General features: G+C 65.4%; 10 protein-coding genes and 1 pseudogene. 4 read left to right on the top strand and 7 right to left on the bottom strand.

What is annotated here, in order from left to right:
* The first annotated feature begins 123 nt into the window (after nt 1-123).
* The 4 genes from EAG14_RS04435 to mpl all read left to right on the top strand — a co-directional run bounded on the left by EAG14_RS04435 (nt 124) and on the right by mpl (nt 4,667).
* Entirely contained in the window at nt 124-591 is a 468-nt protein-coding gene (locus tag EAG14_RS04435) for a nuclear transport factor 2 family protein (RefSeq protein WP_121728181.1), read from the top strand.
* A gap of 43 nt (nt 592-634) precedes the next feature.
* Nucleotides 635-1,588 carry a 2-hydroxyacid dehydrogenase gene (locus EAG14_RS04430; RefSeq protein WP_121728180.1) on the top strand — a complete coding sequence of 318 codons (954 nt, stop codon included), beginning with the start codon at nt 635-637 and terminating at the stop codon, nt 1,586-1,588.
* Nucleotides 1,589-1,661: 73 nt separating this feature from the next.
* A complete protein-coding gene (locus EAG14_RS04425; protein ID WP_121728179.1) occupies nt 1,662-3,098 on the top strand; it encodes an aldehyde dehydrogenase family protein in 1,437 nt (478 codons plus the stop codon).
* A 147-nt stretch (nt 3,099-3,245) separates the two neighbouring features.
* Nucleotides 3,246-4,667 (top strand): UDP-N-acetylmuramate:L-alanyl-gamma-D-glutamyl-meso-diaminopimelate ligase, encoded by a 1,422-nt coding sequence (gene mpl / locus EAG14_RS04420; protein WP_099741898.1) that lies wholly within the window; start codon nt 3,246-3,248, stop codon nt 4,665-4,667.
* 146 nt (nt 4,668-4,813) lie between these two features.
* Here mpl and EAG14_RS04415 read toward each other — a convergent pair whose 3' ends face one another.
* The 7 genes and pseudogenes from EAG14_RS04415 to EAG14_RS04385 all read right to left on the bottom strand — a co-directional run bounded on the left by EAG14_RS04415 (nt 4,814) and on the right by EAG14_RS04385 (nt 13,127).
* The gene (locus EAG14_RS04415) at nt 4,814-5,125 is read right to left on the bottom strand and encodes a hypothetical protein (protein ID WP_099656472.1); all 312 of its coding nucleotides are present in this window, start codon (nt 5,123-5,125) and stop codon (nt 4,814-4,816) included.
* A 193-nt stretch (nt 5,126-5,318) separates the two neighbouring features.
* Nucleotides 5,319-6,440 carry a 3-deoxy-7-phosphoheptulonate synthase gene (locus EAG14_RS04410; RefSeq protein WP_121728178.1) on the bottom strand — a complete coding sequence of 374 codons (1,122 nt, stop codon included), beginning with the start codon at nt 6,438-6,440 and terminating at the stop codon, nt 5,319-5,321.
* Nucleotides 6,441-6,780: 340 nt separating this feature from the next.
* Complete coding sequence (locus EAG14_RS04405; protein WP_121728177.1) at nt 6,781-7,317, bottom strand: hypothetical protein; 537 nt, start codon at nt 7,315-7,317, stop codon at nt 6,781-6,783.
* A gap of 138 nt (nt 7,318-7,455) precedes the next feature.
* A pseudogene (gene tldD / locus EAG14_RS04400) lies at nt 7,456-8,939 on the bottom strand (metalloprotease TldD).
* Nucleotides 8,940-9,012: 73 nt separating this feature from the next.
* Nucleotides 9,013-9,351 carry a YegP family protein gene (locus tag EAG14_RS04395; RefSeq protein WP_099656476.1) on the bottom strand — a complete coding sequence of 113 codons (339 nt, stop codon included), beginning with the start codon at nt 9,349-9,351 and terminating at the stop codon, nt 9,013-9,015.
* A gap of 136 nt (nt 9,352-9,487) precedes the next feature.
* Complete coding sequence (gene rodA, locus EAG14_RS04390) at nt 9,488-10,663, bottom strand: rod shape-determining protein RodA (RefSeq protein WP_121728176.1); 1,176 nt, start codon at nt 10,661-10,663, stop codon at nt 9,488-9,490.
* Between the two features lie 25 nt (nt 10,664-10,688).
* The gene (locus tag EAG14_RS04385; RefSeq protein WP_121728175.1) at nt 10,689-13,127 is read right to left on the bottom strand and encodes a serine/threonine protein kinase; all 2,439 of its coding nucleotides are present in this window, start codon (nt 13,125-13,127) and stop codon (nt 10,689-10,691) included.
* Nucleotides 13,128-13,161: the final 34 nt, after the last annotated feature.

The raw sequence follows: 13,161 nt of genomic DNA, 5'->3' as shown, positions 1-13,161 counted from the left end.
ATCGCCCCACGCAGAACGCATAACCAAAAGGCGCACGAACTTCTGAACAGGTTCCAAGCGCCATCCCGGCCCCAGCCCTCTGGGGCTTTCTGCTTTTCCCACCACCATCCTGAGGAGACAACCATGAACCCATTCAATTCCCGCTGGAGCCTGCGCTGCGCACAAGGCGTGACCCTGGCCGCTGCGCTGGTCACCGCCCCCCTGGTGGCCCACGCCCAGGCTTCTGCCGAAGAACAAGCCGTGGCTTCGGTCGTAGAGAAGCTGCGCGTCGCCATGGTCGACCCGGACCAGGCCACGCTGACCGGCCTGACCAGCCCCCTGCTGAGCTATGGGCACTCGGGCGGCAAGGTAGACACGCAAGCGAGCTTCATCGGCGCGCTGATGGACAAGTCTTCTGACTTTGTCTCCATCACGCTCTCGGACCAGACCATCAGCATCTCGGGCAACGTGGCCGTGGTGCGCCACACCCTGGCGGGTGCCACCAATGACCGTGGCACCCCTGGTAGCGTCACCATCAAGGTACTGACCGTCTGGCAAAAAGATGGCGGCCAATGGCGTCTGCTGGCCCGCCAGGCCGTGCGCCCCACCTGAGCCCCCAGCCCAATCGCCGCACCCACTGCACTGAACCCACTCCATGCACACCTTGAACCGCATCCTCCAGGCTGGCAAATTGGTACCCGCGCTGGAACAAGCCCTGCACGCCCGCTACAACGTGCACCGCCTGACCGACGAACCCGATCCGGCCGCCTTCCTGGCTGCGCAAGGAGCACAGTTTGATGCCGTGGTCACCAGTGCAGCGATTGGCTTGTCGGCCCAGCACCTGGCCGCACTGCCCTCGGTCAAGGTGATTTCCAGCTTTGGGGTGGGCCTGGACAAGGTGCCGGTCGATGCGGCCAAGGCCCGGGGCATTGCTGTGGGCTATACCCCCGATGTGCTCAACGACTGCGTGGCCGACACCGCGTTTGCGCTGGTGCTGGACGTGGCCCGCCGCACGGCCGAGGCCGACCGCTTTGTGCGCGCTGGGCAATGGGCCCGCCTGGGTGGCAACAGTTTTGGACTGGGCCGCAAGGTCAGCGGCGCCCGCATGGGCGTGGTGGGGCTGGGCCGCATCGGGCAGACCATCGCGCGCCGCGGCCTCGGCTTTGACATGGAAGTGCGCTACCACACGCGCCGCCCCGTAGCCGGGGTGCCCTGGGCGCACGAGCCTTCGCTGGTCGAGTTGGCCGCCTGGTGCGACTTCCTGGTGGTGGTCACCTCCGGCGGCCCGGCCACCCGCCATCTCATCAACGAAGCCGTGCTCAACGCCCTGGGGGCCCGCAGCTTCCTGGTCAACGTGGCGCGCGGCACGGTGGTGGATGAAGCCGCGCTGATCCGCGCCCTGCAAGACGGCCGTATTGCCGGTGCCGGGCTCGACGTGTTCGAGAACGAGCCCCAGGTGCCCGAAGCCCTGCTGGGCATGGACAACGTGGTGCTGCTGCCGCACATTGCCAGCGCTACGCACGAAACCCGCCAGGCCATGGGCCAGCGGGTGATGGACAACCTGGAGGCGTTTGAACGCACGGGACAACTGGTCTCTGCCGCGTATTGAACGCTATCCCAAGCCACTCAACGCTATCAACCGCTTCTTCCCTTTTTCTTCTCACCAACCCACCCAAGTGACCATGAAACAAAACCTCATCGGCGGCCAATGGACCGAAGGCGTCCGCACCTACCAAAACACCAACCCGTCTGACACCCGCGACATGATCGGCGACTACGCCGTCGCCAGCCGCGAGCAGGCGCTGGAAGCCGTGGCCGCCGCACATGCCGCCTTCCCGGCATGGAGCCTGTCCACACCCCAGCAGCGCTTTGACATCCTGGACGCTGTCGGCAACGAAATCATCGCCCGCAAGGCCGAACTGGGCGACCTGCTGGCCCGTGAGGAAGGCAAGACCTTGCCCGAAGCCATTGGCGAAGTGGGCCGCGCTGCGGCCATCTTCAAGTTCTTCGCCGGTGAGGCCCTGCGCCCCGGTGGCGAGGTGCTGCCCTCGGTGCGCCCTGGCGTGGGCGTGGAAATCACCCGCGAGCCTCTGGGCGTGATCGGTCTGATCACCCCCTGGAACTTCCCCATCGCCATTCCTGCGTGGAAGATTGCCCCGGCCCTGGCCTACGGCAACACCGTGGTGTTCAAGCCCGCAGAAGTGGTGCCCGGCTCGGCCTGGGCGCTGGCCGACATCCTGCACCGCGCAGGTCTGCCCGCAGGCGTGTTCAACCTGGTGATGGGCCGTGGCTCTGAAGTGGGCGCCGTGCTGCTTGAAGACGAGCGCATCGCAGGTGTGAGCTTCACCGGCTCTGTCGGCACCGGCCAGCGCGTGGCCGCTGCCTGTGTGGGCCGTGGCGCCAAAGTGCAGCTGGAGATGGGCGGCAAGAACCCCTTTGTGGTGCTGGACGATGCCGACCTGAACGTGGCCGTGGGCGCTGCGCTGAACAGCGGCTTCTTCTCCACCGGCCAGCGCTGCACCGCCAGCAGCCGCGTGATCGTGACCGAAGGCATCCATGACCGCTTCGTGGCCGCCATGGTCGAGAAGATGAAGACCCTGAAGGTGGACGATGCCCGCAAGGCTGGCACCGACATCGGCCCTGTGGTAGACGACCGCCAGCTGGCGCAAGACCTGGAGTACATCGCCATCGGCCAGAAGGAAGGCGCCAAGCTGCACGGCGGCGAAGCCCTGGCCACCAACGCCGACGGCGCCCCGGGCTACTACCTGCGCCCCGCCCTGTTCACAGAAACCACGCCCGAGATGCGCATCAACCGCGAAGAAATCTTTGGCCCCGTGGTGAGCGTGCAGCGCGTCAAGGGCTACGACGAGGCCCTGGCCTTGGCCAACGACACACCTTTTGGCCTGGCCAGCGGCATTGCCACCACCAGCCTCAAGCACGCCACGCACTTTAAGCGCCACGCCCAAGCGGGCATGGTGATGGTGAACCTGCCCACCGCCGGGGTGGACTACCACGTGCCGTTCGGTGGCCGCAAGGGCAGCAGCTACGGCTCGCGCGAGCAAGGCCGCTACGCTGCCGAGTTCTACACCACCGTCAAGACGGCCTACACCCAGGCCTGATCACCGCAGGGGGTGCAACGCCCCCTGCAGATTTCCGCGCCCCTGCTACCTCTTCAGAGGGACATCGGCACCGCAGGGGTGCGGACTCTTGGCCTGAGCGCCGACCCGGCCCCAGAGCCCTGCAGGCCCTCATTAGAATCCCCGGCCATGCACATACACATTCTCGGAATTTGCGGAACCTTCATGGGCGGCCTGGCGGCTCTGGCCCGCGAGGCAGGGCACAAGGTCACGGGCTGCGATGCCGGGGTCTACCCCCCCATGAGCGACCAGCTGCGCGCCCTGGGCATTGAGCTGATCGAAGGCTTTGGCGCCGACCAGCTTGCGCTGCAGCCCGACATGTTTGTGGTGGGCAACGTGGTCAGCCGCGCCCGGCTGGCCGATGGCAGCCCGAAGTTTCCGCTGATGGAAGCCATTTTGGATGCGGGACTGCCTTACACCAGCGGCCCCCAATGGCTGGCCGAGCATGTGCTGCAAAGCCGCCATGTGCTGGCCGTGGCGGGCACGCATGGCAAGACCACGACCACCTCCATGCTCTCGTGGATTCTGGAAAGCGCCGGATTGCAGCCTGGCTTCCTGATCGGCGGGGTGCCGCTGAACTTCGGCATCTCGGCCCGGCTGGGCGCCAGCCAGCGCCCTCAGCCCGGCCCGGGCGCGCAAGGCCAACGCCCACTGTTCGTGATCGAGGCCGACGAGTACGACACCGCCTTCTTCGACAAGCGCAGCAAGTTTGTGCACTACCGCCCCCGCACGGCGGTGCTGAACAACCTGGAGTTTGACCACGCCGACATTTTTGATGACTTGGCCGCCATCGAGCGCCAGTTCCACCACCTGGTGCGCACCGTGCCGCCTTCGGGCCGCGTGGTGGCCAATGGGCTGGAAGAAAGCCTGACCCGCGTGCTGAACACTGGCTGCTGGAGCCAGGTGAGCAGCTTTGGAGCCACCGTGAGCGACTTCAGCGCCGAGGGCAACCCGCAGGCTTTTGATGTGCTGCACCAAGGCGCCAAGGTGGCGCGGGTGGAGTGGGCGCTGACCGGCGTGCACAACCAGCTCAACGCCCTGGCTGCCATTGCAGCGGCGCACGATGTGGGGGTGGCGCCCGCAGTGGCCGCTGCGGCCCTGGGCCAGTTTGAGAACGTGAAGCGCCGCATGGAGCTGCGCGGCACGGTGCGCGGCATTGCCGTGTACGACGACTTTGCCCACCACCCCACGGCCCTGCGCACCACACTGGACGGGCTGCGCCGCAGCCTGAGCCCTGAGGCACGCATCCTGGCCGTGTTCGAGCCCCGCAGCAACACCATGAAGCTGGGCGCCATGAAAAGCCAACTGCCCTGGGCGCTGGAGCCTGCCGACCTGGCGTTTTGCCACACCGCCGGGCTGGACTGGGATGCCGCCGCCGCCCTCGCCCCGCTGGGCGTAGGCCCCGGCCAGCGCGCCCAAACCGCGCCAGACATTGCCACACTGGTCACGCAGGTCACCCAAGCAGCCCGCCCGGGCGATCACATCGTGTGCATGAGCAATGGCGGCTTCGGCGGCATCCACGCGCGCCTGCTGGAATCGCTGAGGGGTTAAGGATTCTCCCCACTGCCCGCTCGATCAGCGCATGTCACGCGCTATAAAAACAATAGCTTCTAGCGCTTATAGATAGTGCGCTAGAAGCTATTTTTCTTTCAAATGCTCTGCCACCTTATGGGCAGAGTCTGCATGGGTAGGCCGACTCAATAGGTCACGGCCATGGCGGGCACGTCCACCCGCACAATGGGGCGGGCCAGTGCGGCACTGGCAGCGCGTGCAAACCGCTGGCCCCAGTCAGGCTGCGACAGCAAGCTGGCACCTGCGGCCTGCGCCACAGTCAACACCTTGTCGGCCAGCAGCACCTTGCCACTGGCGCGCAGGGGTTCGCAGTCGAGTGCGGTGAATTGCTCGTCCAGCCACAGGCGCCCAGCCTCGTGGGCCATGGGCTCGGCGCCTGCCAGGTCAAAACGAAACTCCTGGTCTGCCGCCAGGCGGACCGATACTTCACTGTGCATGGGGTACCTCTTATTGAATGCGTCGGGAGGGTGAAAACTGGTTCAAAGAGCCCTTGAAAAAGCGGCCGGGCTGCGCGCCTGGCCGCTCTCCGACGACTCTCCGTCAACAGAGCTTACACGCTGCGCCAGGGCCGCTGCCTGGGTCTTTTCCCTGACACAGCAGCCCTCCACACAACGCCACCCCGCCCCCATCTCAGCGTGCGCGGCGCGCCTGCACGGCGGCCGACAGGTCGGCCAACGCGGCCAGCGAGTCGTCCCAGCCCAGGCAGGCGTCGGTGATGCTCTTGCCGTATTCCAGCGCGCAAGCATCGTCCTTGCCGGGGGTGAACTTTTGCGCACCGGCATTGATGTGGCTTTCGATCATCACGCCAAACACGCTGCGCGAGCCGCTGGCGATCTGGCCACCAATGTCGCGCGCTACATCGAGCTGACGCTCGTGCTGCTTGCTGCTGTTGGCGTGGCTGCAGTCCACCATCAGCGTGGCGGGCAGTTTGGCGGCTTCCAGGTCCTTGCAGGCTACGGCCACACTGGCGGCGTCGTAGTTGGGCGTCTTGCCGCCGCGCAGGATGACGTGGCAGTCCTTGTTGCCATTGGTGTTGACGATGGCCACCTGGCCATTCTTGTGCACCGACAGGAAGTGGTGGCCCCGACTGGCCGATTGGATGGCGTCGGTGGCGATGCGGATGTTGCCGTCCGTGCCGTTCTTGAAGCCAATGGGTGCCGAGATGCCCGAGGCCAGCTCGCGGTGCACCTGGCTTTCGGTGGTGCGTGCGCCGATGGCGCCCCAGCTGATAAGGTCACCGATGTACTGGGGCGAGATCACATCCAGGAACTCGCTGCCCGCAGGCATGCCCAGGCGGTTGATGTCGATGAGCAACTGGCGCGCGATGCGCAGGCCTTCGTCGATGCGGTAGGTTTCATCGAGGTAGGGGTCGTTGATCAGGCCCTTCCAGCCCACGGTGGTGCGAGGCTTTTCGAAGTACACGCGCATCACAATCTCCAACATGTCCTTGTACTGCTCACGCACCACCTTCAGGCGGCGGGCGTAGTCGAGCGCGGCCACAGGGTCGTGGATGGAGCAAGGGCCAATGATGACCAGCAGGCGGTCGTCCTGGCCGGCCATGATGTTGTGGATGTTCTTGCGGGTCTGGCTGATGAGCCCTTCCACCGGCGTATTGCTGATGGGGAAAAAGCGGATCAGATGCTCTGGAGGAGGCAACACGGTGATGTCCTTGATACGTTCGTCGTCGGTCTGGCTGGTTTTGTCGACGCTGCGGTACCAGGCATCGCTGGTGGGATTGGCTTGCACGCTCATGTTGGCTTCCTCGTGTGGATTGAAAGGGTGAAAAACAGGGGGCTGAAAAAACAAAAACCGCCGGGCTTTGCAGCTGCGGCGGTTGGTATGGGGAGGTGTTTTAGTTGCTTGCGCGTTTTCCTCTCATCCGCCTAGGACCGAGATAAAAAACCAAAAATAAAACGCGCTGCGAACTTGCATGTCGATCAATGTAGCACAGCCCCCGGGTGGTTCCGCAAGCCCGTTGCGCAAAGCTGGGCCCAAAAAGCCACACAAAATCGCGCAGCCAAGGGTTACTACCAAGCGACTGGAATTCGGATTTTGGCGCGCTGAGCGGCGCGCAAAGGCACCCCACCGCCGTTCAGCTGCCCCGCCCCAACCAGCGGCGCGCACGCTGCCACCAAGAAGGCGGTGGGCGTGCGGAACTCTGCTCCGTGGGCGTTTCCACGCGCCCGTCGCACTCGTACATGTCGATCAACAGCAGCGCCTCGCCCAGGGTGCGCCAGGCCAGCAGCTCGAATTTATCGAAGCAGATCGCCTCGCTGGCGTGGCGCTGCTCCAGCGCCTCCTTCCAGGCGGCGATGGCGGTGCGCAGCTCCCACAGGGCACGCTGGTAGGCGGTGAATTCGTACAAGCCATGCCAAGCAGAGCCCAGCCCCGTCAGTAGCAACTGGTGCTCGCGAGCCCCCTGAAACAAGGCCCCCGCTGTGCGCTGAATGGCCTCGGTGTCGGTGCTGGTGCGTCGTGTGCGCACGGCGTCTTCAATCAGCCCCGACAAATGGCCCAGGCTGTCGCGCAGCTGGCGGGAGTCTTCGTCGGCCACCCCTTCGCGCAAAAAGCGGCTGATGTCCCCGAACGACTGGAGACTTTGCGGCAAAAGGGTGCGCGACGCGGGCATACGACCATTTTGCGCCGGGCTGTGGCATCTGTGGAGAGGTTTACCCACTCGCCAAGGCGCGCAACCAACACACGCCCCCCAGAGCAAGCTACTGTGAACAGGTTTTTAAGCCCGCACGGGGGTCACGCCGCCATCACATCAGGCGGTGCCGCCCACGGTCAGGCCTTCGATGCGCAGCGTGGGCTGGCCCACGCCCACGGGCACGCTCTGGCCTTCCTTGCCGCAGGTGCCTACGCCGCTGTCCAGGCGCATGTCATTGCCGATCATGGTCACCTTCTTGAGCGACTCAGGGCCGCTGCCCACGATGGTGGCGCCTTTGACGGGGTACTGGATCTTGCCGTTTTCCACCCAATAGGCTTCGCTGGCAGAGAACACAAACTTGCCCGAAGTGATGTCCACCTGGCCGCCACCAAAGTTGCTCGCGTAAAGCCCCTTTTTGATGCTGGCAATGATTTCCTGCGGGTCCTTGTCGCCACCCAGCATGTAGGTGTTGGTCATGCGGGGCATGGGGATGTGGGCGTAGCTTTCGCGGCGGCCATTGCCCGTGGGGCCACACCCATGAGGCGGGCGTTGAGCGAATCCTGGATGTAGCCCTTCAAGATGCCGTCCTCGATCAGCACATTGCGCTGGCTGGGGTTGCCCTCGTCGTCCACGTTCAGCGAACCACGGCGGTCGGCAATGGTGCCGTCGTCCAGCACCGTCACGCCCTTGGCGGCCACGCGCTGGCCAATGCGGCCGCTGAAGGCGCTGGAGCCCTTGCGGTTGAAGTCCCCTTCCAGGCCATGTCCCACTGCCTCGTGCAGCAAAATGCCAGGCCAGCCCGAACCCAGCACCACGGTCATTTCGCCCGCCGGTGCGGGGCGCGACTCCAGATTCACCAAGGCTGCGTTCACAGCCTCGTCCACATACTTGCCCAGCAAGGCGTCGTCGAAATACGCCAGGCCAAAGCGGCCACCACCGCCGGCCGATCCCACTTCGCGGCGGCCGTTTTGCTCGGCAATCACCGTGATCGACAGGCGCACCAGCGGGCGCACATCGGCCGCCAGCGTGCCGTCGGCACGGGCCACCAGCACCACGTCGTATTCACTGGCCAGCCCGGCCATGACCTGGGCCACGCGCGGGTCTTTGGCGCGGGCGCGCTGCTCCAGGCGCTCCAGCAGGGCCACCTTGGCGATGCTGTCCAGCGAGGCAATCGGGTCCACGCCCTGGTAGAGGCTGCGGCTGGTAGCGATCTTCTTGGCGGGCACACGCACCCGGCCACCCTGTGCCGCTGACGAGATCGAGCGCACCGTGCGCGCGGCGTCCAGCAGCGAGGCTTCAGAAATATCGTCGGAATACGCAAATGCGGTCTTCTCGCCACTGACGGCGCGCACGCCCACACCCTGGTCGATGCTGAAGGAGCCGGTTTTCACGATCCCCTCTTCCAGGCTCCAGCCTTCGCTGCGGGTGTACTGGAAGTACAGGTCCGCGTCGTCCACCTGGTGGGCGCGGATTTCTGCCAGAGCACGCGCCAAGTGCCCTTCGTCCAGCCCAAAGGGCGTCAGGAGCAGTTCACGGGCGACATCGATGCGTTGGGTGGTGGCGGCACGCTGGGGCGCAGCAGTAGAGGAGCGAAAGGTCATCGCTGCATTTTAGGCGCCCTGCCCCGCCCGCGCGGCGCAAGGGGGAAACAGGCCCCCAGCGGGTAGCCGAAGCCTATGGCGCCGTCAGGTCATGCAGGCTGGCCGCCAGCGCGTGGCTTTGCACTGCCTCAATCCCGGCATCACGGGCCTTGGCGCCCGCGTACATCTGGCTTTGGCCAATCACCTGGCCATTGGCCGCCTTGAGGGTGAAATAAGGGGCACCGTTGCGGGCACACAGCCGACCGTAGCGGGTGTCGTTCGGGGCATGCTTTTTGACTGACTCGATGCCCTGCAGGGCACCCGCGTGCGAGTCATAGGTCTCGCTGGTCAAAATCACCTGGCCATTGGAGGCCAGCAGGTTGAAAACGAACTTGTCATTGGTCGTCTTCTTGAGCTCAAACTTCGCTGCCATCGGAAACACCTCCAGGGGATGTGAAAACCAACAGCCCGGTTTTTAACCGCAGCCCCCCAGTCCGGCAAGGGTGGCGACCCTTGTCCCTACGCTGCGGCGGGCTCTGCGCAGGGGCCACAGGCAAAGTGAGTGAACGCTACAGCGGCGTGCGCGCCTTCTCTGGCTCCTGGCGCTGCGCCCGCGCCACCGACATCAAAATCCCCAGCGCCATCCCCAGCGTGACCATGGCTGTGCCGCCATAACTGACGAACGGCAGCGGCACCCCCACCACGGGCAAGATGCCGCTGACCATGCCCATGTTCACAAAGGCGTAGGTGAAGAAAATCATCGACACCGCCCCGGCCATGAGGCGGCCAAACAGGGTGGTGGCGCCCAGGGCGATGTACAGCCCACGCCAGACCAGCATCAAAAAGCACACGACCAGAAACAGGTTGCCGGCCAGGCCAAACTCTTCGGAATAGGCTGCAAAGATGAAGTCGGTGGTGCGCTCGGGGATGAACTCCAGGTGCGTCTGCGTGCCCGCCATGAAGCCCTTGCCGGTGATGCCGCCGGAGCCGATGGCGATCATGCCCTGGATGATGTGAAAGCCCTTGCCCAGCGGGTCGCGGGTGGGGTCCAGCAGGGTGCAGATGCGCTGCTGCTGGTAGTCGTGCAGCACGGGCCAGCGCACCCCATCGGCGCACAGTTGCGGCTCAAACCACACGATGAGCGCGATGCCAATGCCGCCCAACACCACGGGGGGCAGCACCAGTTTCCAGGACAAGCCCGCAAAAAAGATCACCGACAGCCCCGCCGCCAGCACCAGCAGCGAGGTGCCCAGGTCTGGCTGCTTCATGATCAGGCCCACGGGCATGGCCAGCAGCAGCCCGGCGGCAGCAAAGTCCAGCGGGCGCAATTGCCCCTCGCGCTTCTGGAACCACCAGGCCAGCATCAAGGGCATGGCGATTTTCAAAATCTCGCTGGGCTGGATTTGCGTGACGCCGATGCTCAACCAGCGGGTCGCCCCCTTCTTGGTAATGCCAAACAGTGCCACAGCAAACAGCAGCGCCACGCCTGCGGCATAGAGCGGCACGGCAAAGACCATGATCTTTTGGGGCGGCACCTGTGCCACCAAAAACAAGAGGGTGGCGGCGATCAGCATGTTGCGCCCATGGTCTGCAAACCGCGTGCCGTGGTCGTAACCCGAGGAGTACATGGCCACCAACCCGGCGCACGCCAGCATCAGCACCACAAGGAGCAAGGGCAGGTCAAACCCCCTGAACAGGGGCAGTACGCGCTGCGAGAGCGAGGTCTTTTCAAAAACGGCGGCCATCCCGCGATTATCGGGCTGCCTGACCTCAGCCCGCTTGCCGAAAGGCCATCACCGCCTGGTTGCGCAGTGTGCGCAGCAAGCCCAGGGCCTTGTCATCCACCACAATGCCGCCCACCGCAGACTGGTCGGCGTAAATGAGTGCAAAAGTCTGCCCCTTGATCTGAAGCGGCAGCAGCAAGAACGAAGGCGCGTTGATGCCGCCCAGGTACCACTGCGGCAGGCGTGCCTGCATGCGCGGCTCTGTGGCGTCGTTGATGAGCGTATCGGCGCCGCGCAGGCACACGGCCGCAAAAAGGTCGCCCGGGGCCTTGAGCGGCACCTTCATGGCGCGCACGGCCACCTCGCTGCCTTCGCCCAGACCAAACCGACCAGTCAGCACTTCCGTCTTGGCGTCGCGCAGGCAAAACACCATGCGCCGAAAACCCAGCGCGCGGAACATGGTCTCCAAGATCATGCGCAGCACGTCGTTGAGCTGAAAGCTGTCCACCATGGCATTGGTGATGTCCTGAATGCCTGCGGCCAGCACTTCATTGACCTGCGCCACCGACACCGCGCCACCGGCCTGGGATGCCAGCACGGCAGGCAGGGGCTGGCTCTCGCTGGCCTTGAGTTCATGGGACCTGATGGCGTCATCAGGCGCCGCCACGGCACCAGCTGCCAGGGGGAGCTTGAGCAACCGGGCCGCGGGCGATCCTGGCTCCACCCGCAAGTCCAGCGCCTCGGCCAGTGCCACCAGTTTGTGGCGCGCACGCAAGGTGGCTTCTGCAATCGCCTCGGCCGACAAGGCCAGTGTGCGCGCGTAGCGGGTGCCGACCTGCGCCAACTGTGCCTCCAGTTGGGCTGGTTCACTGAACAGCAGCGCACTGGCCACCTCGTTGGCGGCCATGGCCGCCCAGCGCAAGCGCTCCACCCCTTGCTCGGGGGCGCGCTGCGTGGGCGAGCCCAGCGGCTTGCGCATGCAACGCTGCAGGCTCTCAGGCAGCCCCCAGACACGGGCGACCCCCACGCCCAGGTCCTCAAACCCCAGCCCCAGCACCTGCAAAGCGGCCGACTCCTCGCCGCCCTCCATCCGCCCCGAGGCCACCAGGCTGCGCACCTGCCGGGCCTCCTCGGGAAAGTAAAACTCGCACAACATGCGCCCCAGGTTCTGGAACATGGCGCCAATGAAGGCCTCCTCGGCGGCCTGGCTGGTGCTGCACAGCTCCGCCGCCACCGACCCGGCCATCATGGCGCGCAAAAACTCTTCGCGCATCTGGCTGGCGTGGGCCTTGTCCTGCATATGGTCCAGCAGCACCAGGCTCAGGGCCATGTTGCGCACGGCATTGAAGCCCACCAGGCTCACCGCACGCGACACCGTGCTGATGGTGCCCCGGCTGGCGTGGGCGTAATGCACGCTGTTGACCAGGCGCAGCAGCTTGTTGGTCAGCGCCACGTCTTTCAGTATTTCGTGGGTCAGGTCGCTGATGCTGTCGTCTTCCGAGTTGGCCACGCGCTGGATACGCGCCACCGAATCCGACAGCGCAGGGAAATCGCTTTTGTGGCGCATGCGCCGCAGCAAAAAATCCAGCGTGGCATTGCTCGCCGCCGTGGGGGCGCTCGCCGGGGCGGCCCAGGCGCGCAGCGCATCGCGAAACTCGGCCGCTGATGCATAGCGCTCGCTGGGTCGGCGCGCCATGCCGCGCTGCAAAATGGCCCGCAGGCCGTCGTCCACGCCCGGCCCCAGGTCGTCAGGCAGCGCCAGGTCTTCATGGGCCACGCGGTACAGCGCCTGCCAAGGGTCCGTCTGGTGAATAAGGGGTTTGCCCGTGAGCAGTTCAATCAGCACCAACGCGGCGGAATACACATCCATGGCCGGGGTGGGTGCGGCGCCTTCGACGGCTTCCGGGGCCATGTAGGCAGGTGTGCCGCTGATCTGCTGCGGATCGGACGCACCCTGCACCGGCGCCGCCACGCCAAAATCCATCACCCGGGCATGGCGGTGGACATCGACCATGATGTTGGAGGGCTTGAGGTCGCGGTGCACGATGCCCGCCTGGTGCGCCGCTTGCAGGCCATCCAGCACCTCCAGCATGAACGCCACGGCATCGTGCGGCGTGCAACGACCTTGCTGGGCCAGGTGCGCGGCCAGCGTGCGGCCAGGCACATACTCAAACACGATGTAGGGCTGCAGGCCCTGCACATCGGCCTCGAACACCGGAACGATATTGGGGTGGGCCAGGCGCCCCACATGGCGCGCCTCGCGCAGCCACGGCTCCAGTACGGAGGGGTCCTGGTCCTGCAAGGGGCGCATGAGCTTGATGGCCACCTCGCGCTGCAGGCGCGGGTCCACCGCCAGCCACACCGTGGCCTGGGCACCGCGGCCCAGTTGCGTCTTTAACTCAAACCGGCCCAGTGAGGCGGGAGGCTTGTCGCCTGATCCGAGCGCCCATCGTCTGGCAGCGGAAAGCGGGGCAAAATCGGTCATGGTGCAGGTAGCAAAACAAGGCACTGCACGGCGC

The sequence above is a fragment of the Acidovorax sp. 1608163 genome (genome assembly GCF_003669015.1).
Taxonomy (GTDB): domain Bacteria; phylum Pseudomonadota; class Gammaproteobacteria; order Burkholderiales; family Burkholderiaceae_C; genus Acidovorax.
The sequence above is the reverse complement of the archived record's forward strand: the minus strand, read 5'-3'. Positions and strand labels throughout refer to the sequence as shown.

Bases quoted from the DNA above. Each gene is read 5' to 3' on its own strand.
- EAG14_RS04395 (WP_099656476.1), bottom strand. From the start codon at position 9,351: ATGGCAGCGAAGTTTGAGCTCAAGAAGACGACCAATGACAAGTTCGTT.
- EAG14_RS04385 (WP_121728175.1), bottom strand. From the start codon at position 13,127: ATGACCGATTTTGCCCCGCTTTCCGCTGCCAGACGATGGGCGCTCGGA.
- EAG14_RS04410 (WP_121728178.1), bottom strand. From the start codon at position 6,440: ATGAGCGTGCAAGCCAATCCCACCAGCGATGCCTGGTACCGCAGCGTC.
- EAG14_RS04430 (WP_121728180.1), top strand. From the start codon at position 635: ATGCACACCTTGAACCGCATCCTCCAGGCTGGCAAATTGGTACCCGCG.
- EAG14_RS04425 (WP_121728179.1), top strand. From the start codon at position 1,662: ATGAAACAAAACCTCATCGGCGGCCAATGGACCGAAGGCGTCCGCACC.
- EAG14_RS04435 (WP_121728181.1), top strand. From the start codon at position 124: ATGAACCCATTCAATTCCCGCTGGAGCCTGCGCTGCGCACAAGGCGTG.
- mpl (WP_099741898.1), top strand. From the start codon at position 3,246: ATGCACATACACATTCTCGGAATTTGCGGAACCTTCATGGGCGGCCTG.
- EAG14_RS04405 (WP_121728177.1), bottom strand. From the start codon at position 7,317: ATGCCCGCGTCGCGCACCCTTTTGCCGCAAAGTCTCCAGTCGTTCGGG.
- rodA (WP_121728176.1), bottom strand. From the start codon at position 10,663: ATGGCCGCCGTTTTTGAAAAGACCTCGCTCTCGCAGCGCGTACTGCCC.
- EAG14_RS04415 (WP_099656472.1), bottom strand. From the start codon at position 5,125: ATGCACAGTGAAGTATCGGTCCGCCTGGCGGCAGACCAGGAGTTTCGT.